This window comes from Actinomycetospora aeridis (assembly GCF_037400275.1).
Lineage (GTDB): Bacteria > Actinomycetota > Actinomycetes > Mycobacteriales > Pseudonocardiaceae > Actinomycetospora > Actinomycetospora aeridis.
Window position 1 is genome coordinate 907,477 of record NZ_JBBEGL010000001.1, and the last position, 26,517, is coordinate 933,993.

Annotated in this window: 26 protein-coding genes; 21 read left to right on the forward strand and 5 right to left on the reverse strand. The window is 75.9% G+C overall.

What is annotated here, in order from left to right; translation table 11 throughout:
* Nucleotides 1-82 precede the first annotated feature (82 nt).
* Nucleotides 83-259 (forward strand): hypothetical protein, encoded by a 177-nt coding sequence (locus WCD41_RS04230; protein WP_337712112.1) that lies wholly within the window; start codon nucleotides 83-85, stop codon nucleotides 257-259.
* On the opposite strand, the gene WCD41_RS04235 is transcribed toward WCD41_RS04230, so the two are convergent.
* On the reverse strand, nucleotides 256-1,971 hold the full coding sequence (locus WCD41_RS04235) for an ABC transporter ATP-binding protein (protein WP_337712113.1): 1,716 nt from the start codon (nucleotides 1,969-1,971) through the stop codon (nucleotides 256-258). The two genes, WCD41_RS04230 and WCD41_RS04235, sit on opposite strands and share 4 nt — an antisense overlap.
* The gene (locus WCD41_RS04240; RefSeq protein WP_337712341.1) at nucleotides 1,968-3,575 is read right to left on the reverse strand and encodes an ATP-binding cassette domain-containing protein; all 1,608 of its coding nucleotides are present in this window, start codon (nucleotides 3,573-3,575) and stop codon (nucleotides 1,968-1,970) included. Before WCD41_RS04240 ends, WCD41_RS04235 begins: the two co-directional genes overlap by 4 nt.
* Before the next feature lie 406 nt (nucleotides 3,576-3,981).
* Here WCD41_RS04240 and WCD41_RS04245 point away from each other — a divergent pair, with 406 nt between their 5' ends.
* The 6 genes from WCD41_RS04245 to WCD41_RS04270 all read left to right on the forward strand — a co-directional run bounded on the left by WCD41_RS04245 (nucleotide 3,982) and on the right by WCD41_RS04270 (nucleotide 13,038).
* A complete protein-coding gene (locus tag WCD41_RS04245) occupies nucleotides 3,982-5,430 on the forward strand; it encodes a lysine N(6)-hydroxylase/L-ornithine N(5)-oxygenase family protein (protein ID WP_337712114.1) in 1,449 nt (482 codons plus the stop codon).
* Complete coding sequence (locus tag WCD41_RS04250) at nucleotides 5,427-6,194, forward strand: SDR family NAD(P)-dependent oxidoreductase (RefSeq protein ID WP_337712115.1); 768 nt, start codon at nucleotides 5,427-5,429, stop codon at nucleotides 6,192-6,194. Before WCD41_RS04245 ends, WCD41_RS04250 begins: the two co-directional genes overlap by 4 nt.
* A gap of 61 nt (nucleotides 6,195-6,255) precedes the next feature.
* Nucleotides 6,256-7,491 (forward strand): isochorismate synthase, encoded by a 1,236-nt coding sequence (locus tag WCD41_RS04255; RefSeq protein WP_337712116.1) that lies wholly within the window; start codon nucleotides 6,256-6,258, stop codon nucleotides 7,489-7,491.
* Nucleotides 7,488-9,194: a (2,3-dihydroxybenzoyl)adenylate synthase gene (locus tag WCD41_RS04260; RefSeq protein WP_337712117.1), complete on the forward strand. Its 1,707-nt coding sequence runs from the start codon at nucleotides 7,488-7,490 to the stop codon at nucleotides 9,192-9,194. Before WCD41_RS04255 ends, WCD41_RS04260 begins: the two co-directional genes overlap by 4 nt.
* On the forward strand, nucleotides 9,191-9,862 hold the full coding sequence (locus WCD41_RS04265; RefSeq protein ID WP_337712118.1) for an isochorismatase family protein: 672 nt from the start codon (nucleotides 9,191-9,193) through the stop codon (nucleotides 9,860-9,862). The genes WCD41_RS04260 and WCD41_RS04265 overlap by 4 nt, the downstream gene beginning before the upstream one ends.
* Nucleotides 9,859-13,038 (forward strand): condensation domain-containing protein, encoded by a 3,180-nt coding sequence (locus WCD41_RS04270; RefSeq protein WP_337712119.1) that lies wholly within the window; start codon nucleotides 9,859-9,861, stop codon nucleotides 13,036-13,038. Before WCD41_RS04265 ends, WCD41_RS04270 begins: the two co-directional genes overlap by 4 nt.
* Nucleotides 13,039-13,110: 72 nt before the next feature.
* Here the strand turns inward: WCD41_RS04270 and WCD41_RS04275 are convergent, their stop codons facing one another.
* Nucleotides 13,111-13,278 (reverse strand): hypothetical protein, encoded by a 168-nt coding sequence (locus tag WCD41_RS04275; protein WP_337712120.1) that lies wholly within the window; start codon nucleotides 13,276-13,278, stop codon nucleotides 13,111-13,113.
* A 256-nt stretch (nucleotides 13,279-13,534) separates the two neighbouring features.
* Between WCD41_RS04275 and WCD41_RS04280 the strand changes: the two genes are divergently transcribed.
* From WCD41_RS04280 to WCD41_RS04325, 10 genes are all read left to right on the forward strand, one after another.
* Entirely contained in the window at nucleotides 13,535-14,317 is a 783-nt protein-coding gene (locus WCD41_RS04280; RefSeq protein ID WP_337712121.1) for an electron transfer flavoprotein subunit beta/FixA family protein, read from the forward strand.
* Between the two features lie 30 nt (nucleotides 14,318-14,347).
* Nucleotides 14,348-15,307: an electron transfer flavoprotein subunit alpha/FixB family protein gene (locus tag WCD41_RS04285; RefSeq protein WP_337712122.1), complete on the forward strand. Its 960-nt coding sequence runs from the start codon at nucleotides 14,348-14,350 to the stop codon at nucleotides 15,305-15,307.
* 808 nt (nucleotides 15,308-16,115) lie between these two features.
* Nucleotides 16,116-16,715 (forward strand): hypothetical protein, encoded by a 600-nt coding sequence (locus WCD41_RS04290; protein ID WP_337712123.1) that lies wholly within the window; start codon nucleotides 16,116-16,118, stop codon nucleotides 16,713-16,715.
* Complete coding sequence (locus WCD41_RS04295; RefSeq protein WP_337712124.1) at nucleotides 16,712-17,647, forward strand: hypothetical protein; 936 nt, start codon at nucleotides 16,712-16,714, stop codon at nucleotides 17,645-17,647. The genes WCD41_RS04290 and WCD41_RS04295 overlap by 4 nt, the downstream gene beginning before the upstream one ends.
* A 76-nt stretch (nucleotides 17,648-17,723) precedes the next feature.
* The gene (locus WCD41_RS04300) at nucleotides 17,724-18,911 is read left to right on the forward strand and encodes a cysteine desulfurase family protein (RefSeq protein ID WP_337712125.1); all 1,188 of its coding nucleotides are present in this window, start codon (nucleotides 17,724-17,726) and stop codon (nucleotides 18,909-18,911) included.
* Between the two features lie 7 nt (nucleotides 18,912-18,918).
* Nucleotides 18,919-19,986: a tRNA 2-thiouridine(34) synthase MnmA gene (gene mnmA, locus WCD41_RS04305; protein WP_337712126.1), complete on the forward strand. Its 1,068-nt coding sequence runs from the start codon at nucleotides 18,919-18,921 to the stop codon at nucleotides 19,984-19,986.
* A 90-nt stretch (nucleotides 19,987-20,076) separates the two neighbouring features.
* Nucleotides 20,077-20,505 carry a hypothetical protein gene (locus WCD41_RS04310; protein WP_337712127.1) on the forward strand — a complete coding sequence of 143 codons (429 nt, stop codon included), beginning with the start codon at nucleotides 20,077-20,079 and terminating at the stop codon, nucleotides 20,503-20,505.
* Between the two features lie 10 nt (nucleotides 20,506-20,515).
* The gene (locus WCD41_RS04315) at nucleotides 20,516-20,872 is read left to right on the forward strand and encodes a PRC-barrel domain-containing protein (RefSeq protein WP_337712128.1); all 357 of its coding nucleotides are present in this window, start codon (nucleotides 20,516-20,518) and stop codon (nucleotides 20,870-20,872) included.
* Nucleotides 20,873-20,882: 10 nt separating this feature from the next.
* Nucleotides 20,883-21,668 (forward strand): enoyl-CoA hydratase/isomerase family protein, encoded by a 786-nt coding sequence (locus tag WCD41_RS04320; protein ID WP_337712129.1) that lies wholly within the window; start codon nucleotides 20,883-20,885, stop codon nucleotides 21,666-21,668.
* Between the two features lie 10 nt (nucleotides 21,669-21,678).
* Nucleotides 21,679-21,969 (forward strand): DUF222 domain-containing protein, encoded by a 291-nt coding sequence (locus WCD41_RS04325; protein WP_337712130.1) that lies wholly within the window; start codon nucleotides 21,679-21,681, stop codon nucleotides 21,967-21,969.
* Between the two features lies 1 nt (nucleotide 21,970).
* On the opposite strand, the gene rpmG is transcribed toward WCD41_RS04325, so the two are convergent.
* The gene (gene rpmG, locus WCD41_RS04330) at nucleotides 21,971-22,135 is read right to left on the reverse strand and encodes a 50S ribosomal protein L33 (protein ID WP_337712131.1); all 165 of its coding nucleotides are present in this window, start codon (nucleotides 22,133-22,135) and stop codon (nucleotides 21,971-21,973) included.
* 59 nt (nucleotides 22,136-22,194) lie between these two features.
* Here rpmG and mrf point away from each other — a divergent pair, with 59 nt between their 5' ends.
* Genes mrf through WCD41_RS04345 form a run of 3 tightly spaced genes read left to right on the forward strand, consistent with a single transcriptional unit; the run spans nucleotide 22,195 to nucleotide 24,713 of the window.
* Complete coding sequence (gene mrf / locus WCD41_RS04335) at nucleotides 22,195-23,469, forward strand: ribosome hibernation factor-recruiting GTPase MRF (protein WP_337712132.1); 1,275 nt, start codon at nucleotides 22,195-22,197, stop codon at nucleotides 23,467-23,469.
* Nucleotides 23,466-23,825 carry a hypothetical protein gene (locus WCD41_RS04340; protein ID WP_337712133.1) on the forward strand — a complete coding sequence of 120 codons (360 nt, stop codon included), beginning with the start codon at nucleotides 23,466-23,468 and terminating at the stop codon, nucleotides 23,823-23,825. Before mrf ends, WCD41_RS04340 begins: the two co-directional genes overlap by 4 nt.
* A gap of 21 nt (nucleotides 23,826-23,846) precedes the next feature.
* Complete coding sequence (locus WCD41_RS04345) at nucleotides 23,847-24,713, forward strand: EamA family transporter (RefSeq protein ID WP_337712134.1); 867 nt, start codon at nucleotides 23,847-23,849, stop codon at nucleotides 24,711-24,713.
* Here WCD41_RS04345 and WCD41_RS04350 read toward each other — a convergent pair.
* Nucleotides 24,696-25,556, reverse strand: coding sequence for a 3-methyladenine DNA glycosylase (locus WCD41_RS04350; RefSeq protein ID WP_337712135.1), 861 nt, complete (start codon nucleotides 25,554-25,556; stop codon nucleotides 24,696-24,698). The genes WCD41_RS04345 and WCD41_RS04350 overlap by 18 nt on opposite strands.
* Nucleotides 25,557-25,684: 128 nt before the next feature.
* On the opposite strand from WCD41_RS04350, the gene WCD41_RS04355 reads away from it, so the two are divergent.
* Entirely contained in the window at nucleotides 25,685-26,473 is a 789-nt protein-coding gene (locus tag WCD41_RS04355; protein WP_337712136.1) for an ArsR/SmtB family transcription factor, read from the forward strand.
* Nucleotides 26,474-26,517 lie beyond the last annotated feature (44 nt).

The following is a 26,517-nucleotide window of genomic DNA, read 5'->3' on the forward strand; positions in this document are numbered from 1 at the left end:
GAGCCACTCCGCTGACGCGAGGCGAGGTTCGGTCGGAAGGCTCGGGGGAACTCGGCCGACAAGGGGACCGGAGGGGGATCTCATGACCGTCGTCGCCATCGTCTGCGTCGTCGCCCTGGCCGCGCTGGTCGTCGGCGGAGGCGCAGCGATCACGAGGTCCCTGCCGCAGTCGGCGCGGGGAAAGATCAAGTTCAGGGCCTCGAGCGGCCCCACCGGCGGTGGGGGCGGATGCGACGGCGGGAGCGGCGCCCCCTGCTAGGACCGCCCGGTCCGGGCCGCCCAGAGCTCCGCGTAGCGCCCACCCGCGGCGAGGAGCTCGTCGTGGGTGCCCACCTCCACCAGCACGCCCGCGTCGAGCACCGCGATCCGGTCGGACGCCGCGGCCTGGGAGAGCCGGTGGGCGACCACGAGGGCCGTGCGCCCACGCAGTGACCGGTCCGCGGCCGCCTCGAGCACCCGCGCCCCGGCGCTGCCGGCCTCGGCGGTCGCCTCGTCGAGCACGGCGACCGCGGGGTCGGTGAGCAGCAGCCGGGCGAGCGCGATCTGCTGGGCCTGGGCCGCGGTGGGGGTGTGCCCGCCGGTGCCGACCACCGTCCGCAGGCCGTCGGGCAGCGCCTCCACCCACTCGCGCGCGTCGACGGCGTCGAGCGCGGCCCACAGCTCGTCGTCGGTCGCCTCCGGCGCGGCCAGGCGCAGGTCCTCGGCCAGCGGGCCCGCGAACACGTGCACCTCCTGGCTGACCATCGCCACGTCCCCGGCCGTCACGGCGCCCGCGGTGGGGTGGTGCACGCCCGCGACGATCGTGGCGAGCGTGGTCTTGCCGGCCCCGCTCGCCCCCACCAGCGCCAGCCGCGTGCCGGGGGCGATGTCCAGGTCGACGTCCGAGAGCACCTCGTGCCCGGTCGTGTAGGCGTGGGAGACACCCCGGATCCGGACGCCGTCGGCGGCCCCACCCGCCTGCTGCTCGTCCGCGGACCCCTCAGGGGTCTCCGCCACCCCCACCACCCGGGCGAGGCTCGCGCCCGCTGACTGCACCGTGTCGAGGAGGAACAGCACCTCGTTGATCGGGGTGAACAGGTTGATGAAGTACAGCGCCGCGGCGCTGGCGACACCCACCGTCGCGGCCCCCGCGTCCACCAGCGCGAAGCCGGTCGCGAGCACGGCGGCCACCCCGAGGAACTCGGCGAGGTTGAGCCGGCCGAAGAAGCCGGTCTGCAGGCGCACGACCCGCAGCGCGAGGTCGACGACCTCCGCCGCCCGCGAGCGCACGCGCGCCGTGTGGTCGTCGTGCAGGTCGAGGGCCCGGACGGTCGCGATGCCGCCCGCGGTGTCGAGCAGCTGCTGCTGCTGGGCCCCGCCGACCTCGCGCTGCTCGCGGTAGAGCGGGCTCGACCGCCGCACGTACCAGCGGGCCGTGAGCACCTGGACGGGCACCGCGACGAGCGCGGCGAGCAGGAACCGCCAGTCGAGCACGGCGAGCCCGACGAGGCTCAGCACGATCACCAGGGCGCCGCGGGCCATGTCGGGCACGGCCTGGCGGACGGCGTCGCCGACGAGGGCGAGGTCGGACGTCACGCGCGACGTGAGGTCGCCCGCGCCCGCCTGCTCGAGGCGCGCCAGGGGCAGCCCGAGGGCGCGCGCGACGAACCGTTCGCGCAGGTCGGCGAGCACCTCCTCGCCCGCGCGGGCGATCCCCGCCATGCCCACCACCGCGAGCAGCCCCTGCGCGAGCGCCGCGCCGACCAGCCCGAGCACCGGGCCCGTGACCGCGTCGGCCCCGCGGCGGTCGACGACCACGTCGACGATCTGCCCGAGCAGCGGCGGGACGAGCGTGCCGGCCACCGCGCTGGCGACGAGCGCGGCGAGCCCGAGCCCCAGCACCCCCCGGCGGCCCCGCAGCAGGCGGCCGACGGCGATCCGGACCGCCCGCGCCCCGGCGACGGGCAGGATGGAGCGCTCCGGTCCCGTCACCCCAGCACCGCCGCCCGGTAGGCCGGCTCGGCGTCCAGCAGCGCCGCGTGTGTCCCGGTCGCGGCGACCCGGCCGTCGACGAGCAGCACCACCCGCTGCGCGACGTCGAGTAGGGCCGGGCTGGTCGCGAGCAGCAGCGTCGTGCGCCCGTCGCGCAGCGCTGCGAGCCCCTCCGCGATCCGGGCCTCGGTGACCCCGTCGATCGCCGTGGTCGGGTCGTGCAGCACGAGCACGGGGGCGTCGGCGGCGAGGGCGCGGGCGAGCGCGACCCGCTGGCGCTGACCGCCGGAGAGCGAGCGCCCCTGCTCGGTGAGCACGGTCTCGGCACCGTCGGGCAGCACCTCGGCGACCTGGTCGGCCTGCGCGGCCGCCATCGCGGGCGCCACCGGCGTGCCGTTCCGTGCGGCCGCGGCGACGTTCTCGCCCAGCGTCCCGGAGAAGAGCTCGGCGGAGTGGGCGGCGACGAGCACCGTCGTGCGCGCCGTCCGCGGCGGGTGCTCGGCCAGGGGGCGCCCGTCCACGGCGACGGTGCCCCGGTCCGGGTCGACCTCGCGGGACAGGCAGGCGACGAGGGCGGCCGCGTCCGCGGGGTCGGCGGCGACGACGCCGACGGTCTCGCCGGCGCCGACCTCGAGGTCGACACCGCGCAGCGAGCCGTGGTGCAGGTCGTGCAGGGCGAGCGCGGGACGGGCCGGCGCGGCCGGGGTGTCCGGGTCGCCGGCCGCGACCGCCGGGCCGGTGGCCAGGACCTCGGCCAGGCGCGCCGCCGACGCGCGGCCCTGCGCGATCCGGCCGTTGACCCAGCCCAGCATCTGCAGCGGGGTGATGAGGAACTGGGCCAGCCCCACCGCCGCCACCAGCCCGCCGACGCTGATCTGCCCGTCCGCCGCGAGGCGGCCCCCGACCAGGGCCACGAGGGCGAGGAAGAGACCGTTCGCCGCGAGCACCGCCCCCTGGTAGCCCGCCTGCACCCGCGTCGCGCCGAGCGTGGCCCCGAGCGCATCCCGGCTGGCTCGGCGGTAGCGGGCGACGGCCGCCGGGACCGCGCCGAGCCCCTTGAGCACCCGGACGCCGTCGACGAGGTCGGCGGCGACGCCGGACGCGCGCGCCGCACGCTCCTGCTCGGGGCCGCTGCGGCGCTGCAGCGGGACGCCGAGGAAGTGCACGAGCAGCAGCAGCGGCGGCGTGCCGAGCAGGATGAGCAGGCCGAGCGGAACGGAGGTCCGCAGCAGGGCGACGGCCGCGACCGCCATCGCGGCCAGCGCAGCCAGGCCCAGCGGCACGGCGAAGTTGACGACGCCGACCCGCTTCGCGTCCGCCACCGCGATGTTCGCGAGCTCGCCGGGCAGCCGGCCCGTCTCGGCGCCGCCCCGCGGGTCGAGGAGCCGGTCGGCGACGAGGAGGCGCAGCCGCTGGTCGGCGCGGACGTCGCCGAGCCACGCGCGCCGGGCACCCCAGCGGTAGCAGAACGAGAGCACGAGGAAGTCGAGCCCGAGCACGGCGAGCCAGCCGACGAGCGCGACCGGGTCGCCCGCCGCGATCGCCCGGTCCACGACGACGCCGACCAGCACCGGGACCAGCGCCTCGCAGCCCTGGTGGCCCATGAACAGGACGGCGGCGGACGCCACGGGTCCCCGCTGGTTGCGGATCGAGCCACGCAGGACCTGCGCTCCGGTGATCGGCCCGGTCACGGCGGTAAGGCTCACCTCACGGAGGTCGACGGTCAACCGGACACAGGAGATCACCTCCCGGCGCCGCCGGTGCCGCCCGGGGGCTCCGCGCTGCGTGACGATCACGTCGCCCCCGTGGGCGATGGGCTCTCCCGGCCTCCTGAGCTGGGATGGACGCGGCCGCCGCGTGCCCTCGGGGGACGCCGGAGAGACGCTGCGCGAACGCGTCGCCCCGTGACCGACCGATCACGTGGTGTGGCCGGGCCGACAGTTCCGTCGCCCGATCCGGGAGAGTTAGGTTAGGGTCTCCTAACGATCAGCATCGAGCGCGGGGAGTGCGATGGATCGCGAGCCGGGGCGGGCAGGTCCCGACACCGATGCCGCCGGAGAGGGCACCGACCCCGTCGCCGTCCTCGACGTCCTGGGCGTGGGGTTCGGCCCGTCGAACCTGGCGCTGGCGCTGGCGGTGCAGGAGCACAACGAGCGTTCGCCGGCCTCGGGCCGGGTGGCGGCGGCGTTCGTGGAGCAGCAGGCGGCGTTCGGGTGGCACCGCGGGATGCTGCTGGAGGGGGCGACGATGCAGGTGTCGTTCCTCAAGGATCTGGTGACGATGCGGGATCCCACGAGCCCGCGGTCGTTCCTCAACTACCTGCAGGGTCAGGGCCGTCTGGCGGACTTCATCAACACGAAGACGATGTTCCCGTCGCGGGTGGAGTTCCACGACTACCTGGAGTGGTGCGCGGCGGATGTGCGGCACCTGGTGTCGTACGGGACGCGGGCGGTGGCGGTGCACCCGGTGCCGGGCCCGGACGGGACAGTCGAGGAGCTCGACGTCGTCCTGCGCGACGCCCAGGGGGACACCGCGAGCACCCGCGTCGTGCGCACCCGTAACCTCGTGCTCGCCACCGGTCTCGTGCCCTGGCTGCCGCCGGGCGTGCAGCGCGGCGACCGCGTCTGGCACAACAGCGAGCTCCTGTTCCGCCTCGCCGACCTCACCCTCGCCGCGCCCCGTAGCCGCCGGTACGTCGTCATCGGCGCGGGGCAGAGCGCCGCGGAGGCCACCGCCCACCTGCACGACCGCGAGGACGCGGCCGAGGTGCACTCGGTGTTCAGCCGCTACGGCTACAGCCCCGCCGACGACACCTCCTTCGCCAACAGGATCTTCGATCCCGAGGCCGTCGACCACTTCTACGCGGCGCCCGGCGAGGTCAAGCAGATGCTCATGGACTACCACGCGAACACGAACTACTCCGTGGTCGACCCGGAGCTGATCCAGGACCTCTACGCCCGCGCCTACCAGGAGCAGGTCGCCGGCCGGCAGCGCCTCCACGTCCACGGCGCGAGCCGCATCGCCGGGGTGCGCGAGCCCGCGACGGAGGGTGCCGACATCGAGGTCGAGGTCGAGTTCCTGCCCACCGGGCGCACGCACACGATCACCACCGACGTCGTCGTCTACGCCACCGGCTACCGCCCGATCGACCCGAGCGGGATGCTCGGCGACGTCGGCGCGTGGTGCCGGCGGGCCGACGACGGCGAGCTCCTCGTCGAGCGCGACTACCGCCTGCACGCCGTCCACCCGCTGCGCGCCGGCGTCTACCTGCAGGGACCGACCGAACACACCCACGGCATCAGCTCCACCCTGCTCTCGACGACGGCGGTGCGCGCCGAGGAGATCCTCGACTCGGTGCTCGGGCACCGGCGCCCGGTGCCCGAGGTGGAGCACGACGAGGCCGGTGAGCCGGCGACCGTCGGGCCCGGCCGGGGCGACCCGGGGGTGATCACGTCATGAGCGGGGTCGCTCTCGTGACCGGCGCCGCGGGCGGCATCGGGCTGGCGGTGTGCCGCCGACTGGCCGACGCGGGGGCGCCGGTGGCGCTGCTCGACCGCGACGCCGAGGCCACCGAGGCCGCGGCGCAGGAGCTGCGGGCCCGCGGGGCGCGCGCGGTGGCGGTCGCGGCCGACGTCACCGACGGTGCCGCCGTCGACAAGGCCGTCGCGGCGGCCGAGGACGCGCTCGGGGCGCTGGAGACGCTCGTCAACGTCGCCGGCGTACTGCACGTCGCGCCCGTCACCGAGATCGACGACGCCGACTGGCGGCACTGCCTCGACGTCAACGCGACCGGGGTCATGCACGCGTGCCGGGCGGTCGGCACGCGGCTCGCCGAGCGCGGCCGCGGGTCCGTCGTCACCGTCGCGTCCAACGCCGCGGGCGTGCCCCGCACCGGGATGGCGGCCTACGCGGCGTCGAAGGCCGCGGCCGTCGCCGTCACCCGCTGCCTCGGCCTCGAGCTCGCGGGCCGCGGCGTGCGCGCGAACGTCGTGTGCCCCGGGTCGACCGACACCGGGATGCTCGACGCGATGGGCGACCTGCCCGCCGACCACGACGCGCTGGTCCGCGGATCCGCGGAGACGTTCAAGCTCGGCATCCCGCTCGGGCGGATCGCCGCCCCCGACGACGTCGCCGAGGTCGTCGCGTTCCTCGCCTCCGCCGCCGCCCGGCACGTGACGCTGCAGACGGTCTACGTCGACGGCGGGGCCTCGCTCGGACCCTGACCCCGCCCGCCCCCGAACTCTCGCCTCCCGCACCACCCGGCCGCAGTACGAGAGGACACCCATGACCAGCACCCCGACCAGCGCCGGTCCGGCCCCCGACGTGTCGGTCGACGTGCCGCCGGGTCCGGGCTCCGGCCCCGGCGCCTTCCTCTTCTCCACCCGCGAGACGACGCTGCGCACCACCGGCATCCGGACCCGGGTCCCGGACGCCTCGACGGGCTCGGTCGGGGCGATGGCGGCCGCGACGCTGGCCGCCGAGCGGGCCGCCGGCAACCCCGACCCGCTGGTGGTGGGCGCGATCGGGTTCTCGGCGGCGGAGGCGCGGCTGGTGGTCCCCGCGCACGTCCACCGCACCCCGACCGTCGCCCGCACCGCCGAGGACGCGCCGCCGGCCCCGCCGCTGACCGCGCCGCCCTCGGCGCCCGCGTCGGTGGGCACCCGCTGGGACTTCCGCGCCGAGCCGCCCCCGCCCCGCTACGCGGCGGCCGTCCGGCGGGCGCTCGAGATGATCGCCGAGGGCGAGCTGGAGAAGGTGGTGCTCGCGCGCGCGGCGACGCTCACGGCGCCCGAGCCGCTGGACATCGCGGTGGTGCTCGAACGTCTGGCCTCCCGCAACCCGTCGGGCTACCTGTTCGCCGCGGACGTCACCGCGCCCGACGCGCAGGACGTGCCGCGCACGCTGCTCGGCGCGAGCCCGGAGCTCCTCGCCGCCCGGCGCGGCGACGTCGTCGTCTCCCACCCGCTCGCGGGCACGGCGCCGCGCAGCCCCGATCCCGACGAGGACGCCCGCCGCGGCGAAGTCCTCGCCAGCTCGACCAAGGACCTGCGCGAGCACGCCCTCGTCGTCGAACGGGTCGCCGAGCGACTGGCGCCGTACTGCACCTCCCTCGACGTCCCCGCCCGGCCCAGCGTCACCCGGACCGCCGCCCTGTGGCACCTCGGCACGCGCATCGAGGGCCGGCTGCGCGACCCCGCCCCGACCGCGCTCCAGCTCGCCGAGGTGCTGCACCCGACGCCCGCCGTGTGCGGTGAGCCGACCGAGATCGCCCGCGACGCCATCGAGGAGCTCGAGGAGTTCCGGCGCGGCTTCTACTCCGGCCTCGTCGGCTGGTGCGACGCCTCCGGGGACGGCGAGTGGGCGGTGACGATCCGCTGTGCCGAGGTCGCCGGGCGGGCCGTGCGCGTCTACGCCGGGGCCGGCGTCGTCGAGGGCTCGCGCCCCGAGGCGGAGCTCGCCGAGACCGGGGCGAAGTTCCGCACGCTGCTCACCGCGCTCGGTCTCGAGGCGACGCCGTGACCAGCCCGGCGATCAACACCATCGCGGCCGGCGTCGTGCCCTACCCGCCCGAGGTCGCCGAGCGCTACCGGGCGGCGGGCTACTGGACCGGGCAGACCTTCCCCGCGCTGCTCGACGCCGCCGTCGCGGCGCACGGCCCGCGCACGGCGGTCGTCGGCACCGGGCCGTCGGGTCCCGAGCGGTGGAGCTACGGCGAGCTCGACGCCCGGGCCCGCGGCCTGGCCGCCGGGCTCGCCGAGATCGGGATCGCGCCGGGCGACCGGGTCGTGGTGTGGCTGCCGAACGTCCCGGAGTACCTCGAGACGATCTTCGCGCTGTTCCGGCTCGGGGCCCTGCCGGTGTTCGCGCTGCCGGCGCACCGCGCCAGCGAGATCCGGTACTTCGTCGAGCACGCCGAGGCCACGGCCATCGTCACCGTCGGACGCCACGACCGCTTCGACCACGCCGCGGCGGCCGCGGGGATCGCCGCCGAGGTGCCGAGCGTGCGGCATGTGGTGGTCGCCGCCGAACGGGACGCCGAGCTCCCCGACCGGGCGCTCACCCTCGCCGCGCTGCGCCGCACCCCGCCGGACCGGCTGCCCGGCGACGACGTCGACGCAGGCTCGGTCGCCTTCCTGCAGCTCTCGGGCGGCACCACGGGCCTGCCGAAGCTCATCCCGCGGACCCACGACGACTACCTCTACAGCGTCCGCGCCAGCGCGGAGATCTGCGGGCTGGGCCCGGGCACCGTGTACCTCGCGGCGCTGCCGGCGGCGCACAACTTCACGATGAGCTCGCCGGGCCTGCTGGGCGTGGTCCACGCGGGCGGGACGTCGGTGCTCGCGCCCTCGCCGGACGCCGACACCTGCTTCGGGCTGATCGAGGCCGAGCGGGTCACGCTGGCGGCGGTGGTGCCCCCGTTGGCGGCGGCGTGGGTCCAGGCCGCCGGGAGCACGTCGCGGGATCTGACCAGCCTGACGACGCTCCAGGTCGGCGGGGCCAAGTGCGCCGCTGAGCTGGCCCGCCGCATCCCCGTGGCCCTGGGCGCGCGTCTGCAGCAGGTGTTCGGCATGGCCGAGGGGCTCGTCAACTACACCCGCGACGACGACCCCGACGACGTCGTCGCCGAGACCCAGGGCCGCCCGATCTCCCCGGACGACGAGATCCGGGTGGTCGACCCCGCCGACCCCGACGAGCGCGAGGTGCCGCCGGGCGAGGTCGGCGCCCTGCTGACCCGCGGGCCCTACACGATCCGCGGCTACTACCGCGCCGAGGAGCACAACGCGACGGCGTTCACCGCCGACGGCTTCTACCGCACCGGCGACCTCGTCCGGATCACCGAGCGCGGCGACATCGTCGTCACGGGCCGCGTGAAGGAACAGATCAACCGGGGCGGGGAGAAGATCGCGGCCGAGGAGGTCGAGAACCACCTCCTGGCCCACCCCGACGTCGTCGACGCCGCGATCGTCGGTGTCCCCGACGACTTCCTCGGCGAGCGCACGCACGCCTACGTCATCCCCGTGCCCGGGCGGGAGGCGCCGCGCCCGGCCGCGCTGCGCCGCTTCGTCCGCGAGCGCGGGGTGGCCGCCTACAAGGTCCCCGACACCGTCGAGGTCGTCGACGCCTTCCCCGTCACCGGGGTGGGCAAGACCAGCCGCCGCGCGCTGCGGGCCGCACTCGCCGCGCGCGCCACCGAGAACCAGGCAGAGGAGAAGCCATCGTGAGCATCCCGTCGATCGCGCCCTACCCGATGCCGCGGTCGCACGAGCTGCCGGCGAGCCGGCCGGACTGGTCGCCCGACCCCGCCCGCGCGGTGCTGCTCGTGCACGACATGCAGCGCTACTTCCTCGCCCCGTTCTCGCGGACCGAGGAGCCGGTCAGCGTGTGCGTCGAGCACATCGCGGCGCTCACCGCGCGCGCCCGCGACCTGGGCGTCCCCGTCGTCTACACCGCGCAGCCCGGTGAGCAGCCGCCCGCGGACCGCGGCCTGCTCGACGACCTGTGGGGCCGAGGGCCGGCCGCCGCCTACCTCGAGGACCCCGGCGTCGTGTCGATCGTCGACGAGCTCGCGCCCGAGCCCGGCGACGAGGTGCTGACGAAGTGGCGCTACAGCGCCTTCCAGCGCAGCCGCCTCGCGGAGCTGCTCGCGGAGGCCGGGCGCGACCAGCTCGTGATCACCGGCATCTACGCGCACATCGGGTGCATGGTCACGGCCGTCGACGCGTTCATGCGCGACGTGCAGCCGTTCCTCGTGGCCGACGCGGTGGCCGACTTCTCGCGGGCGCACCACGAGCAGGCGCTCACCTGGACCGCGCAGCGCTGCGGGGTCGTCCTCTCGACCGAGCAGGCGCTCGGAGCGCTCGACCACGCCGCCCGACGGGCTCCGGCGTGAACGACCTGCCCCTCACCGGGGCGCAGGAAGGCATCTGGTTCGCCCACCACCTCGACCCCGCCAACCCGAGCTACACGACGGGCGAGCGCATCGACATCACCGGCCCCCTGGCGGGCGACGTGCTCGCCGCGGCCATCCACGACGCCGTCTCCGAGACCGAGGCGCTGCACGTGCGCTTCGTCGTCCGCGACGGCGAGCCGCGCCAGATCCCGGTCCCGCCCGGCGAGCGTGCCCCGTGGACGGTGACCCGCGTCGACCTGCGCGCCGAGCCCGACCCGGAGTCGGCGGCGCAGGCCTGGATGGACCGGGCGCTCGCCGAGCCCGCCGACCTGGACGGCGGGCCACTGTTCGCCCAGGCGGTGCTGCGCCTCGGCGAGGACCGCCACGTGTGGTTCCACCGCTACCACCAGGTGGTCATGGACGCCTACGGCCAGGCCCTCGTGGCCCGGCGGGTGGCGACGCTCTACGCGGCGCGCCTCGCGGTCGACGCGGCGCCACGCGCCCGGTGGGGCGGCCTCGCCGAGCTGGTGGAGGCCGACGTCGAGGCCCGCCGCCGCGCCGCGGAGGACGACCGGGCGTTCTGGGCGCAGCGGTTCCCGGGCCCGCCCGAGCCCGCCACCCTCGCCGGGCACACGCGCCGCGTCTCGGGGTCGTTCCTGCGGCGCAGCAGCCGCCTGCCGCCCGAGGTCGTGGTGGCGATGGAGGCCGCGGCCGACCGCGCGAAGGGGCACTGGCCGGAGCTGGTGCTCGCCGCCGTCGCGCTCTACCTGCGCCGGCTCTCGCCCGCGACCGGCGGGGCGCCCGACGTCGTCCTCGGCGTGCCGATGATGGGCCGCCTCGGCAGTTCCGGTGCCCCGGCCGCGCGCACCCCCGGGATGCTCGTCAACATCGTCCCGCTGCGTCTGCACGCGGGCCCGACGACGACGGTCGGTGAGCTCGTCGCCGCCGTCGTGGCGGAGCTCGCCGCGGTGCGGGCCCACCAGCACTACCGGTTCGAGGACCTGCGCCGCGACCTGCGCCTGGACGCGGCCGACGGCCCGCGCGGGGAGGCCGCGCTCGTGGGGCCGTGGGTCAACGTCCGGCCCGTGGACACCCTGCGCTTCGGCGCCCGCACCACCGGCACCGGCCGGCCCCTGTCCGGCGGCGCCGTGCACGACCTGGCCGTCCACGTGCAGCGCGGCCCGGACGGCGGCCTGCTCCTCGACGTCGACGCCAACCCGGCCACCTACGACGCCGCGGCGCTGGAGGGCCACCACGCCCGCCTGGACGCGCTGCTGCGCACGCTCGCGACGACCCCGCCCGACCGCACCCTCGCCGCCGTGCCCCTCATCGACGGCGACGCGCGGGCGGCCGCGGTGGCCGCGGGACGGGGTGCCCCGGTCGAGCGCCTCCCGGCCGACGACCTCGCCGGGCTGCTCGGGACCGCGGCCCGCGAGCACCCCGACCGGCCCGCCGTCGTCACCCCCGAGGGCACCGTGCTCACCCACGCCGAGCTCGATCGCCGGGCGCGGGGCCTCGCCGCACGGCTCCGGGACGCGGGCGCGGGACCCGGGACGCTCGTGGCGGTCGCGCTGCGCCGCGGGCCGGAGCCGGCGGTGGCCGTGCTCGCGGTGCTGCACGCCGGGGCCGCGTGGCTCCCGGTCGACGTGGACGCCCCCGCGGCCCGGCGCGCGCTGGTGCTCGAGGACGCCGCACCGACGCTCGCGCTGGTGTCGGCGGAGACGCGGGACGCGGTGCCGGGGCTGCCGTCGGTGGACGTGACCGAGGGCGGCTCCGGCGCCGCGGCCCCGGCCGCCGTGGACGACGCGCACCCCGCCCTCGTCGTCCCCGTGCCCGGCGCGCAGGGGCGCCCGGAGCCGGTCGTGGTGCCGCGCGCGGCGCTGCGCACGCGGCTGGCGGACCTGGCCGTGCGGATCGGGCTCGCGCCGCGCCGCACGCTCGTCGCGGCGGGGCCCGTCGACCGGGACGCCACGGCGCTCGACCTGCTCCTGCCCGCCGTCACCGGCGCCGCCGTCCTGGTGGCGCCGACGGCGGCGGTCGAGGACCCCGCCGCGCTCGCCGGCCTGCTCGCCACCCACGAGGGGCCCGTCCTGGCCGCCGCGCCGACGCGGTGGCGCGCCATGGTGGACGCCGCGCCGGGGGCGCTCGCGGGGGTGACGGCGCTGGTCGCGGGGGAGGCGATGCCCACCGCGCTGCTCGCGGGCCTCGACCTGGCCGGCGCGGACGTCACCCACCTGCACGGCGCCACCGAGGCGACGGTGTGGTCGACGGTGGCCGCCGGCCCGGACCTGCCCCGGCGCCGACCGGGCGTCCCGTCGCGGGCCCCGATCGGGCGGGCACTCACGGGCACGCGCACGCGGGTGCTCGACCGGGCCCTGCAGGACGTCCCGGACGGCACGGTCGGCGAGCTGCACGTCGCGGGCGCCGCCCTCGCCACCGGCTACCTGCGCCGCCCGGCCCTGACCGCCGCGCGCTTCGTCGCCGACCCCAGCGGGGCGCCGGGGGAGCGGATGGTGCGCACCGGGGACCTCGTGCGCCGGGACCACGACGGCACCCTGCGCCTGGTCGGACGCGCCGACACCCGGATCACGGTCGGCGGGCACCCTGTCGAGCCGGGCGAGGTGGAGGCCGTGCTCGAGGAGTCCGACGACGTCGCCGAGGCCGCGGTCTCGCTGCGCGACGACCGGCTGGTCGCCCACGTGGTCCCGGCGGGTGCGGCGCCGACCCCGGCCGACGTGCTCGCGCGCCTCGCCGCGGCGCTGCCCGAGCACATGGTGCCGTCCGCCGTCGTGATCGTGGGGGAGTTCCCGCGCACCGCCGACGGGCGGGTCGACACGGCGCGGCTGCCGCTGCCTCCGCCGGGGGCGACGACCACCCGCCGCGCCGCCGAGGGACCGCGCGAGGAGCTGGTGTGCCGGCTCGTCGCGGAGGTGCTGGGCCTCGGGGCGGTGGGCCCCGACGACGACTTCTTCGCCCTCGGCGGGCAGTCGTTGCTGGCGACGAAGCTGGTGGCGCGGGTCGCGGAGGAGACGGGCCGCACCCTGGAGGTGCGCGACGTCTTCGACGCGCCGACCGCCGGGGGCCTCGCGGTCCGGCTGGAACGTCCTGAGGCCACGCCACCGGTGCACCCGCTGCCGCGTCCCGCGGTGGACGGGGAGGCGGTCCCGGCGCCCTGAGCCGGCGGTTACTGGCTGGTATCTCTCGCTGACCGAGACATACCAGCCAGTAACCCGTCGTCCGTCAGTGGCTCAGTGCTGCCCACCGCCCGGGCCGCCCTTGCCGCGGAACTTGTTCACCATGTCCTGCGCCTTCTGGCGGTTCTTCGGGTCCTGCGCGTAGCGCTTGGCCTGGTCGGTGTACTTGCGTCCCTGCGGGCTCTTCAGGAACTCACTGATCTTCGAGAACAGACCGGGCACGACGACTCCTGCGGTGCGGCGGGGTGGGCTGTCCGCCCCGTGTCACACCAGGATATCGCCCGAATCGGGCGCCACCGAGTTACCCGCCAGTAAGGCCCTACACCCTACTGGCGAGTAACAAGAGAGGTGTACGCCACGCTGCCTCCGGGCACGGGGCGTGGGAGAGTCGGGGCAGAAGGTAAGTTACTGACCAGTACCTTACTCAGCGGTAACTGCGTCCCGCCGGGATGCGAGCACAGGAGGTCGCAGCAGGCCCATGAACATCGTCGTGCTGATCAAGCAGGTGCCGGACACCTGGTCGGAGCGCACGCTCTCCGACGCCGACAAGACCCTCGACCGTGCGTCCTCCGACGCCGTCCTCGACGAGATCAACGAGCGCGCCGTCGAGGAGGCGCTCAAGATCAAGGAGGCCGGCGACGCCGAGGTCACGGTGCTCACCGTCGGCCCGGACCGCGCCACCGACGCCATCCGCAAGGCCCTGTCGATGGGCGCCGATAAGGCCGTCCACGTCAACGACGAGGCGATCCACGGGTCGGACGCCGTGACCACGGCCAAGATCCTGGCCAAGGCCATCGGCACCGTCGACGACGTGCAGCTCGTGCTGGCCGGCAACGAGGCCACCGACGGCCGCAGCGGCGCGATGGCCGGCATGCTCGGCGAGGTGCTCGGCTGGCCGTCGCTGACCCACGCCAACGCGCTGACCGTCGAGAACGGCTCCGCCAGCGTCAAGCGCGAGACCGACGAGGGCACCTGCGACGTCACCGCGGCGCTGCCCGCCGTCGTGAGCGTCGGCGAGAAGATCAACGAGCCGCGCTACCCCTCGTTCAAGGGGATCATGGCCGCGAAGAAGAAGCCGGTGAACGCGATCGGCATCTCCGACCTCGGTCTCGACGCCAACGAGGTCGGTCTGGCCGGCTCGCTGGTCCAGGTCGACTCCTTCGCCCCGCGCCCGCCGAAGTCCGGCGGACAGAAGGTCGAGGACGAGGGCGACGGCGGCGCCAAGATCGCCGAGTTCCTCGTCGGCCAGAAGCTCATCTGATCCACCCCACCGACACCGCGAAGGAGAACCATGGCTGAGGTCCTGGTCCTCGTCGACCACGTCGACGGGGAGATCAAGAAGAACACCTACGAGATGCTCACGGCGGCCCGCCGCCTGGGCGAGCCGTCGGCGGTCGTCGTCGGCACCCCGGGCACCGCGGCGAAGCTCGCCGAGGGCCTGGCCGCGCACGGCGCGGAGAAGGTCTACGTCGCCGAGTCCGACGACGCCGTGAACTACCTGTCGACCCCGCAGGTCGACGCGCTCGCGGCGCTGGTCGAGCGGGTCTCCCCGCCGGCCGTGCTGATCGCCGCGGGTGCCGACGGCCGCGAGGTCGCCGGCCGCCTGGCCGTGCGCACCAACTCGGGCTGGCTCAACGACCTCGTCGAGATCGACGGCCAGCGCGAGGGCACCCACTCGATCTTCGGTGGCGCCTTCACCGTGCAGTCCCGCGCGACCACGGACACCGCCGTGGTGTCGTGGCGCTCCGGCTCCATCGAGATCGAGGAGCAGGCCGGCGCCGGGGCGCAGGAGACCGTCGAGGTCCCGGCGATCGACGAGGCGAAGTCCGCCAAGGTCTCGAACCGCGCGCCGATCGTCGGCGGCGACCGCCCCGAGCTCACCGAGGCGAACGTCGTCGTCGCCGGTGGCCGCGGCGTCGGTTCGGCCGACAACTTCAACGTCGTCGAGACCCTCGCCGACTCGCTGCACGCCGCCGTCGGTGCCTCGCGCGCCGCCGTCGACTCCGGCTACTACCCCAACCAGTTCCAGGTGGGGCAGACCGGCAAGACGGTCTCGCCGCAGCTCTACATCGCGCTCGGCATCTCCGGCGCGATCCAGCACCGCGCCGGCATGCAGACCTCGAAGACGATCGTCGCGGTCAACAAGGACCCCGAGGCGCCGATCTTCGAGATCGCCGACTTCGGTGTCGTGGGCGATCTGTTCTCGATCAGCCCGCAGCTGACCGAGGAGGTCGGGAAGCGCAGCTCGTAGGCGCACGCCGTTCTGACCGAAGGGCCCCTTCGCTCGAGTAGATCGAGCGAAGGGGCCCTTCGCTCATTTCGGGGCGTCTACGTCCAAAGGACTACAGACCCGTCGAAGTGTCCTTCCCTACTCTTTCTCCGTGGGGCGGGACGATGACGCGGAGGAGTTCGAGGACGACGATCCGGATCGGCGGGATCGCCGTGTGCTGGCCCTCGCGATCACGCTCGGAGTCGTCGTTCTCCTCATCGCCGTGTGGGGGTTGCTGTCCTCGGCACGGTCCGCGCCGAACCCGAGTGCACTCCCTCCGGTGCGCACCACTCCCGGGTTCTCGGGTCCGACCCCGACCGTCGCGCCGATGCTGCCGACGTCGGCGATTCCGTGGTCCGCGGGCGATCCCGGCTCCACGGGTGGCAACGCCGAACCGCGCACCGACGCGTCCGGCGACGGCGGGTCGGGCGCGGCTGGTGGAGATGCATCCCCGGCCGGCGGAGCCGACGACCCGGCCCCGGGCGGTGGCGGTGAGGGCGCCGGGGCGCCGGGCGACCCGTCGCTGCGGCCGTCGTCTCCCGCCGCGCGCCCGCCGGACGGTGGCCCGGTCGCCGGTGCTGCGCCGGTACCGGCCGGCTCGGCTCCCGGAACTCCGGGCGGCCCGGCGACCCCGTCCGCGGCGCCCGCCGCGACGCCGCCCGCGCGCGGAGGTGGCACCGACCCCGGGCCTGGACCGCTCGCCGTGGCGCCGCCGCGGGAGAACGTCGCCCCGCCGGGGGAGGAGAGGCCCCCGAGCGCGCGGCCCGCACCGGTTCCGGACGAACGATCGGTGCAGCTCTCCGGCCCGACGCTGAACAACCTCTATCCGGCCGCGTGGGGACAGTTCACCAGGCCGGGCGAGCGTCAGTGCGGAGTCGTCATGAACCGCGGTCTCGACGGTGCTCCCGAGACGGAGATGGAAGTCGTCGATGTGCGCCTCGTGGATCAGAGGCCCGGAACGGTGTTCTCACTGTTCGACGACTTCGACGATCTCGAGAACGACTGCACCACGAGACCGCTGGAGTTCGACGCAGCAGTCCGTGTGTGCACCGACTCCACACCGCCGGTCGTCCTCCCGCCGCCGGTGGACGGTGCAGGAACGGGGTGCCGGATGGGCCTCACGATCGACGAGACCGCGGCACGGACCGAGAACTGGTTCGCGCGGTTGCTCGTCGAGGTCGAGATGTCGTGCACGTCGCCGGCGCTCCGGCCGTGCGACGCCGAGGAGGTGCGCGAGCTGGAGCCGACACCCGCGGAACCCGTCGTGGTGCGGATGACGCACGACACGCGCGTGTTCGCCTGCTTCGCTCTTCCGCCTGGGACTCCTGAACCGCCGGAGTGTCAAGAGGCGCGGTCGAGCGGGGGGTGGCTGCCTGTGTCCGATCGATGAGCCGCACGTCCGCGCGCGGCGCTTCGGCGGGTGCGCCACGGCCGCGTCGGAGGGCCGCGCCGAAGCCGGCGGAGCGGTCCTCCCTGTCCGAGCGCCTCAAGAACCTCGCCGGGGTCCTCGCCCCGACCACCGTGATCGCGGCCCTGCTCTACTACTTCGGCTACGTCACCACGTACGCCAAGTACGCCTACTTCGGCATCGACGTCCCCACGCTGCGGATGAGCACGCAGGAACTGGCCCTGCAGAGCGTCGCGGCCATCTTCTTCCCCCTGGGCGCGATCCTCGTCGTCGGCATCGTCGCGATCGGCGTCAACGCCGCCGTCCGCGCCTGGATCGGCCCGCGGAGCGAGCGGCGGGCCGGCGCGACCGGTGCCGTCCTCGTCCTGCTCGGCGTCGCGCTGCTCGTCCGGGCGGTTGTCGGGATCGTGCGGCCGACCGTCGCCCAGACCGAACCGATCGGCGTCACTCCCGCGTGCCTGGGCCTGGGGGCCGTGCTCGTCGCCTACGGCGTGGACGTCGCGACGCCGGCGACGGCGACGCTGCTCGCCGGCGTCCGGCGGCACCTGCCCGGCCGCCGTGTCCTGTGGAGCTTCGTGCTCGGCCTCGCGGTGCTCAGCTCGTTCTGGCTGGCCAACTCCTTCGCCGGCGCCTACGGCCGGGGGCAGGCCGAGGTACTCGCCGCCACGCTCGTCCGCCGCCCGAGCGTGGTCCTCGACACCCGGGACCGGCTCTACCTCACCGACCCCGCGATCGTCGAGACGAGCCTCCCGCCCGCGCCGGGACAGCAGCACCAGTACCGCTACCGCAACCTGCGTCTGCTCGTCGCCGCAGGCAACCGCCTCTTCCTCGTCCCCGAGGCGTACCAGCGCGGCTCGTCCACTGTGCTGGTCCTGCCCGACGACGGGACGGTGCGGCTGCAGTTCGCACCGTGACGACCTCCCGGCGCCACGGCGCGGGTGCAGGTCGGGGGAGGCCCGTCGCACACGAAGGGATTACGCTGGCCGGTCGATGACCTACCTCGACCACGCGGCGACCACGCCGATGCTGCCGGAGGCGGCGGCCACCCTCACCGAGGCGCTCGGGCGCGTCGGCAATGCGTCGTCGCTGCACTCGGCCGGCCGCCGCGCCCGCCGGGCCGTCGAGGAGTCCCGCGAGACCATCGCCGAGGCCGTGGGCGCGCTGCCGTCCGAGGTCGTGCTCGCCACCGGGGGCACCGAGGCCGACAACCTCGCCCTCAAGGGCCTGTACTGGGCCCGGCGGGCCGCGGACGCGCGTCGCACCCGCGTCGTCGTCTCCGCAGCGGAGCACCACGCCGTGCTCGACGCCGGCGAGTGGCTGGCCGCGCACGAGGGCGCCGTCCTCGACGTCCTGCCCGTCGACGCCGAAGGCCGCGCCGACCCCGCGGCGCTGAAGGCCCTCCTCGACGACCACGGCGACGAGGTCGCCGTCGTCAGCGTCATGTGGGCCAACAACGAGGTCGGCACCGTCAACGACGTCGCCGCCCTCGCCGAGGTGGCCCACGCCCACGGGGTCCCGATCCACACCGACGCCGTGCAGGCCGTCGGCGCGGTGCCCGTCGACTTCGCCGCCAGCGGCGTCGACGCCCTCTCGCTGACCGGGCACAAGCTCGGCGGCCCGGTGGGCGTCGGGGCGCTGCTGCTGCGGCGCGACACCGCCTGCACCCCGCTGCTGCACGGCGGGGGGCAGGAGCGCGACGTCCGCTCCGGGACGCTCGACGTGCCCGGCACGATGAGCCTGGCGACCGCCGTCCGCGCCGCCGTCGCCGACGTCGAGCGTCGCCGCACCACGCTCACGGCCCTGCGCGACGACCTCGTCGCCCGCGTGGTGGCCGAGGTGCCCGACGCCCGCCTCAACGGGGTCCCGCTGGACCGTCCCGGCGCGCGGCTCCCGGGCAACGCGCACCTGTCCTTCCCGGGCTGCGAGGGCGACAGCCTGCTGATGCTGCTCGACGCCCGCGGCATCGAGTGCTCCACGGGCTCGGCCTGCACCGCGGGTGTGGCCCGCCCCAGCCACGTCCTGCTGGCCATGGGCCTCGACGAGGACCTCGCCCGCGGCTCGCTGCGCTTCTCGCTCGGCCACAACTCCACGGCCGCCGACGTCGACGCGGTGATCGAGGCGATCGGGCCGGTCGTCGAGCGCGCCCGCCGGGCCGGGGACGCGCTGGCGCGGTCGTGAGCCGGTCATGAGGGTGCTCGCGGCCATGAGCGGCGGCGTCGACTCGGCGGTCGCGGCCGCGCGGCTGCGCGACGCCGGCCACGACGTCACCGGTGTGCACCTCGCGCTCTCCGCCAAGCCCGCCACGATGCGCGAGGGCGCGCGCGGCTGCTGCTCGGTCGAGGACTCCCGTGACGCCCGGCGCTGCGCCGACGTGCTCGACATCCCGTTCTACGTCTGGGACATGGCCGCGCGGTTCCGCGACGACGTCGTCGAGCCGTTCGTCGCCGAGTACGCCGCCGGCCGCACGCCGAACCCTTGCCTGCGGTGCAATGAGAAGATCAAGTTCTCGGCGGTGCTGGATCGGGCCCGCGCGCTGGGCTTCGACGCGGTGGGGACGGGGCACTACGCCCGCCTGGGCGGGGACGGCCTCCTGCGCCGCGCCGCCGACCCGGACAAGGACCAGTCCTACGTCCTCGGCGTCCTGCGGCCCGACCAGCTCGCCGGCGCGCTCTTCCCGCTCGGTGCGAGCCCGAAGTCGGAGGTGCGCGCGGAGGCGGCGGAGCGCGGCCTGGTGGTCGCGGAGAAGCCGGACAGCCACGACATCTGCTTCATCCCCTCCGGCGACACCCGCGCGTTCCTCGGCGAGCGGATCGAGGAGGCGCCGGGCGAGATGGTCGACCCCTCCGGCGAGGTCGTCGGCCACCACCGCGGCGTGCACGGGTTCACCGTCGGCCAGCGCCATGGTCTCGGCATCTCCCGCCCCGCGCCCGACGGCCGTCCGCGCTACGTGCTCGGGCTCGAGCCGGTCGGCCGCACCGTGCGCGTCGGGCCGGCCGAGGCCCTCGACGTCACCGCGCTGCACGCCACCGACCCGGTATGGCTCGCGGACGCACCGACCGACTGCGTCGTCCAGGTCCGCGCCCACGGCGGGCTGGCCACGGCGACGGTGCGGGTCGGTGACGACGGCGTCGACGTCGTCCTCGACGAGCCGCTGCGCGGCGTCGCGCCGGGGCAGGCCGTGGTGTTCTACCGCCCGGAGCCCGGCGGCGACGTCGTCCTCGGCAGCGCGACGATCGCGTCGACGTCCCGCTGAGCGACCCCGGGGCCGCGCACTCCCCGGGGCCGTCGAACCCCCTCGCGGCACCCCACTCCGTATAGCCCCAGGCGTAGAATCGGTGTGAGCATGAGCACCGTCTGCATCGGGTGCGGCCGCGGGATCCCCACGGAGCGCGCCGCACTGGGATACACCTACTGCACGGCCCCGGACTGCCAGGCGCGGTACCGCCAGGGCCCGACGGTCACCGCGGTGGCCGTCAACAAGAGCGCCGACGCCTACCGGGTCGTCGACCGGACGGCGGCCGGCGAGACGCGCGAGGACGCCGGCGACGATCGCGTCGACGTCCCGCGCGTGCCGGCGCCCCGTCGCGCCCCGCGTCGTGTCGCCCGTCCGGCCACGCCCTCCTGGACCCCGGCCCAGGAGAACATCGTCCGGCTCTACGCCGACATGGGCCTCTCGCCGCGTCAGATCGTCGAGCGTGCCCGGCGGAACACGCCGCGACTGGCCGTCACCGAGGCCCTCGCGGTCCGCATCCTGTCGTCCCCGCGCCGCTAACCTCCGGTCCATGGGCTTCGAGGCGGAGAACATCCGCGACTGGCAGGGCAAGGCCGTCGTCGACCCCGCCGACGGGAAGATCGGCACGCTCGAGGCGATCTACGTCGACACCGTGACCGACGAGCCGGCGTTCGCGACGGTCGTCGTGGGCATCGTCGGACGCCGCCGCCTCGCGTTCGTGCCGCTGGCCGGCGCGACCGTCGCGCCCGATCACGTGCGGGTCACCGTGGCGAAGGACCTCGCCAAGCACGCGCCGTCGATCGACACCGACGGCGAGCTCGCGGCCGAGGACGAGCCGGCCGTCTTCGAGCACTACGGCCTGGCCACGTCGTCGCCCGGCGCCGCCCGCCGGCTCGCCCGGCGCTGAGGACGACGCCGTGCCGATCCGTGTCGAGGAGGACCCGGACGACGCGCGCGTCGTCGTCCTGACCATCGACCGCCCCGAGGCCCGCAACGCCCTCGACCCCGAGCACCAGCAGGCGCTCGGCGAGGCCGTCGCCGCGTTCGAGGCGGACGACGCGCGGCTCGTCGCGGTGCTCACCGGGGCCGGGGCGTCGACGTTCTCCGCGGGCGCCGACCTCAAGCGGCTCATCCCGGCCTACCGCGACCGGGTCCGTGCGGGCGAGGACCCGCCGTGGAACTTCGGGGGCTTCACCGCCGTCGACCGCGCCAAGCCCCTCATCGCCGCCGTCAACGGACACGCCCTGGCCGGCGGGCTGGAGATGGCGCTCGCCTGCGACATCCGCGTGTGCTCGGACAACGCGACGTTCGGGCTCGCCGAGACGAAGTGGGCGATCATCCCCGGGGCCGGCGGCACCGTACGGCTCCCGCGGGCGGTACCGCTCGGGCTGGCGATGGAGATGATCCTCTCCGGCGAGCCGATCGACGCCGCCGAGGCGCACCGGACCGGGCTGGTGAACCGGGTGGTGGCGCCCGACGCGCTGCTGCCGACGGCCCTGGCCCTCGCACGCTCCATCGCCGATCGGGGGCCGCTCGCCGTCCGCGAGGCCCGGGCGCGCGTGCTCGACGGCCTGGGCCTCGACCACGATGCGGCGATGGCCCGCGAGCACGAGGCGTTCGTGCGCGTCATGCGCACCGACGACGCCCTCGAGGGCCAGGCGGCCTTCGCCGAGAAGCGCCCGCCGCGGTACCGCGGACGGTGAGGATGACCGCATGACGACACCGGACGACGACCTGGTGGCCGGCGAGCCACGCCGCGTGCTGCGCCAGGCGCTCTTGCACATCTCGACCAGTCGCAACGAGGACGGCTCGCTCGAGCTGATCGGCGAGGTGCCGCCCGAGCTCGCCGACCCGCTGGTGCGGGCGCTCGAGCGCGTCGCCGAAGAGTTCGTGGCCGACGACGAGCGCCGGGGTGTCGTGCCCCGCAGCGGCGGGCGGCTCCACGCCGACGCGCTGGTCGCCCTGGTGCTGCGGGTCATCGACACCCCGCCGGACCAGGCGTAGCTCAGCGCTCCTCGCGGAAGTCCACGTGGCGTCCCACGCGGGCGTCGTACTTGCGCAGCACGAGCCGGTCGGGGTCGTTGCGGCGGTTCTTGCGGGTCACGTACGTCGTGCCGGTCCCGGCGGTCGAGCGGAGCTTGACGATCGGGCGGATGTCGTTGCGGGCCATGGTTCCCTTCGTTGTTGAGAATGATTATCGTTCACAGTAACGCGAGAGAGGGGAGCGCTATGCCCGAGGGGCCGGAGACGGGACTGACGTTGGTGTGCGGCGCCGACCGCGCGGCGGCGGCCGCCGTGGCGGCGGCACTGCGGGGACCGCGCGGGGTGCTCGTCGCCCACGACCTGCGCGGGCTCGGCGAGGGCGTCGTCCACCGGCGGGTGGTGGACGACGAGGGTGCGCGGGACGCGGTGCTCGAGCTCGCCCACGGCTGCGTGGCCTGCACGCTGCGCGACGACCTGCTGCCGCTGCTGCTGCGCCTCGCCCGCGATGCCGCCGTGCGCCACGTGGTCCTCCTGCTCGACCCGGGCATGGAGCCGGACGCCGCCGCCGAGGCGCTGCACACGCTGGTGCCGGAGGGTGCTCAGGAGCCGCTCACGGGCGTGCTCGCCCTGCGCGGGGTCGTGGGGGTGATCGACGCCGAGACCTGGCTCGACGACGCCGGCGGGGACGAGAGCCTGGTCGAACGGGGACTCGCGCTCACCGCGGACGACGAGCGCACCGTCGCGCAGGTGGTCGTCGCGCACGCCGAGTACGCCGACGTCCTCGTCGTCGCGGGCCGGTGCCCGAGCCCCTGGGACCGCGTGCGCCTCGACGCCGTCCTCGACCGTCTCGCCCCGCGCGCCGAGCGGCTCACCCTCGCCGACCCGCCCGGCGGTGCGCCGGAGGTCGCCGTCGAGCTGGGCGCGGAGATCGTCACCCGGCTCGCGGACCTGCGCCCCGACGCCCGCCGCGGCGTCCCCGAGGACGCCCACGCGCCCCTGCTGCGCGGCCAGCCGCCGCTCGCGCGCGACGCCGGCGTGTCGCTGCTGCACGTCGGGCACCGCCGGCCGTTCCACCCCGAGCGCCTGCACGCCGCGGTCGACGTCCTGCTGCACGGCACGATCCGGGCGCGCGGGCGGGTGTGGGTCGCCTCGCAGCCGGAGCACGTGCTCCGGCTCGAGTCGGCGGGCGGGGCGCTGCAGATCGGGGTCGCCGGGACGTGGCTCGCCGGCTCTGGCGCATGGGACGCGGTCGACGACGAACGCCGCGCCGCCGCGGCGCTGCGCTGGGACGAGCGGTTCGGCGACCGCGAGCAGCAACTGGTGGTGCTCGTCCACGACGCCGACCCGGCCGCGATCGTCGCCGCCCTCGACGCGGCCCTGCTCACCGACGCCGAGCTCGCGCGCGGCGAGGCGGCGTGGCGGCGCTTCCCGGACCCGTTCGCGCACCCGCACACCGACCCGTGCGCCGAGCTGCCGGGCGTCGCCGACGAGGCCTTCGACGGCAGCGAGGGGGAGCGGTGACCGGCACCGTCGGCTTCACCGCCGTCTACTGCGGCACCGCGGACTGCCCGCACCACCAGCGGCCCGCCGTCGGTCGCGAGGACGTGGGCGAGGCGCTGCGCGGCGCCGTACGCCGGTGCCCGCACGGGGTGCTGGTCAGCGCCCCGTGCCTGACGACCTCGGCGTGCGGGCAGGGCACCGCTCCGCACGGCGCCGGCGCGCTCGTGCTGGTCCAGCCCTGCGACCACGCGCGCGCACCCACCGGTCCGGCCGTGGTCGCCGGGCCGCTGCACGAGGCCGCCGACGTCGACGACCTCTGCACCTGGCTCGCCGGCGGCGTGGAGCACCCGCCCCCGGATCACCTGCGGGCCGGCTGAGGTCGTGACAGCGTCTCCGGGGTGACGGAGGTGCGCGACCCGGAGACGCGGACCCGCGCCGGGGCGGTCGTCATGGTCCTGGTCGGCCAGTTCTCGGTGCAGTTCGGGGCGACGGCCGCGACCGGGCTGTTCGCACGGGTCGGCCCGGTCGGCGCGGTGTCGCTGCGCCTCGCGTTCGCCGCGCTGGTGCTGCTGGTCGTGTGCCGGCCGCGGGTGCGCCATCTCGGGCGCCGCGACTGGGCGCTGGTCGCCGGCTTCGGCGTGGCCCTCGCGGGCATGAACTCGCTGATCTACGAGGCCATCGCCCGCATCCCGCTCGGGGCCGCGGTGACGCTCGAGGTGCTGGGCCCGCTCGTGCTCTCGGTCGTGGCCTCGCGGCGGGCGTCGAGCTGGCTGTGGGCGGCGCTGGCGCTCGCGGGGGTCGCGCTGCTCGGTCGGGCCGGGCTGGCGGGGCTGACCTGGCCCGGGGCGTTGTTCGCGCTCGGCGCCGCGACGATGTGGGCGGCCTACATCCTCGCCTCGGGCCGTGCGGGCGGGCGCTTCGAGCGCCTCGACGGGCTGGCGCTCGCGATGACCGTCGGGGCCGTGCTGACCCTGCCGTTCGGGGTGGCGCAGGGCGGGGCGGCAATGGTCGACCCCGTGGTGCTCGGCTGGGGCCTCGCCGTGGCCCTGCTGTCCTCGCTCGTGCCCTACAGCCTCGAGCTGCTCGCGCTGCGCCGGATGCCGACCTCGACCTTCTCGGTGCTCATGAGCCTGGCGCCGGCGATCGCGGCAACGGCCGGGTTCGTCGTCCTCGGCCAGGAGCTCACCGTCGTCTCGGCGCTCGCGATCGCGATGGTGGTCGCGGCGAGCATCGGGGCGGTGCGGACGTCACGCCCGCAGGGGTGACCCCAGCGCGTCCAGGAGCCGTCGCCGCAGCTCGGCGCCGCGCTCGGCGAAGCCCCGCTGCGCGGCGGCGTAGGCGGCCTTGCCCGTGGGGGTCTCGATGCGGACCGGCGCGTAACCGAGGTCGGCGAGGTCGTAGGGCGAGGCACGCATGTCGAGGACGCGGATGTCGTGGGCGAGCGCGAAGGTGTCCAGCAGCAGCTCGCCCGGCACGAGCGGACCCAGCTTGTCGGCCCACTTGTAGAGATCCATCCCGGCGTGCAGGCACCCCGGTTGCTCCAGCTCGACCTGCCGCTCCCGGGTCGGCGTGACGGCGTTGCGGGGCGCGGCGGCGTCGGTGAAGAACCGGAAGGCGTCGAAGTGCGAGCAGCGGATGCGGTGGGACTCGACAACCTCGTCGGTGCCCCTCGCCCCGAGGCGCAGGGGTACGGCGTGCCGGGTGTCCTCGTCGCGGTAGACCATGGCCCACTCGTGCAGCCCGAAACAGCCGAGCTGGGCGGGGCGCCGCGCGGTGGCCCGGAGCAGGCCGTCGACGAAGGCGACCGTCGCGGCGCGCTCGGTCCGCAGGGTCTCGTGGTCGACTCTGGTTCCCCCGTCGTCCGCCACGTAGTGCCGCCAGCCGGCGCGCTCGTCGGCACCCTCGAGCACGACCCCGGCGCCCGGGTGCCACCGCCGCAACCGGCTCGGGCGGGTGGGGTAGTAGGTGTAGAGGAAGTCCTCGACGGGGTGGGCCTCGCCGCGCGCCCTCCGCGCCCGGTGCCCGGCGGTGAGCGCGTCGGCCCGCTCGGCGTGGGCGTCGGCGCGCTCCCGCCACACCCGCGCCGCCAGCACCTCCACGCGCTCCATGCTGCCAGCGCGCCCGGTGTCAGCGGAGTGGCGCCGCTGTCATCCAGTGTCCGTCACGCCACTCACTCGATCGCGGCCGCTCCACGGTTCGGCGCACACCGCAGCGTCCTGCTCCTACCGTCGGGGCCATGGCCACCGAGGACGGCGACGTCGACATGGCCGCGGTGGGCGAGCTGCTCGCCGACCGCGCCCGCTGCCGCATGCTGCTGGCGCTCGCGGACGGCCGCGCGCTGCCGGCGAGCGTCCTGGCGTCCGAGGCCGGCGTCGCCCCGTCCACCGCGAGCGGGCACCTCGGCCGCCTGACCGAGCGGGGGCTGACCGAGGTCGTCGCGACCGGCCGCTACCGCTACTACCGCCTCGCCGGACCCGAGGTCGCGCGGCTGGTCGAGGTGCTGGGCCGCATCGCGCCGGCCCGACCGGTGCGCTCGCTGCGGGAGGGCACGCGTGCCCACGCGCTGCGGCTGGCCCGTCGCTGCTACGACCACCTCGCCGGGCGGCTCGGCGTCGCCGTCACCGACGCCCTGCGCGAGCGCGGCTGGATCGACGGCTCCGACGGCACCGATGGCACCCCGGACCCCACCGAGCGCCGGAGCCACCAGCTGCCGGGCTACGTGTCGGAGGACGGCGCCTACCACCTCACCGACGCCGGCCGGGCCGGTCTCGCCGACCTGGGGGTGACGGTCCCCGCCGGGCTGCACGCCGTGCGCTGCTGCGTCGACTGGACCGAGCAGCGCCACCACGTGTCGGGCCCGCTCGGCGTGGCGCTGCTCGCGCGGTTCGACGAGGACGGCTGGCTGCGCTCGGTCCCCGGCCACCGGGCGGTGAAGGTCACCGACGACGGCGTCGCCGGCCTCGCCGATCGTCTCGGGGTGGGCTGGCCGCCGCCCTCGGTCGACCTCCGCGGTGCTCGTCGCTGACCCCGCCGCCGTGCGGCCGGGGTGTCCGTGCCCTCCTCGCCCTG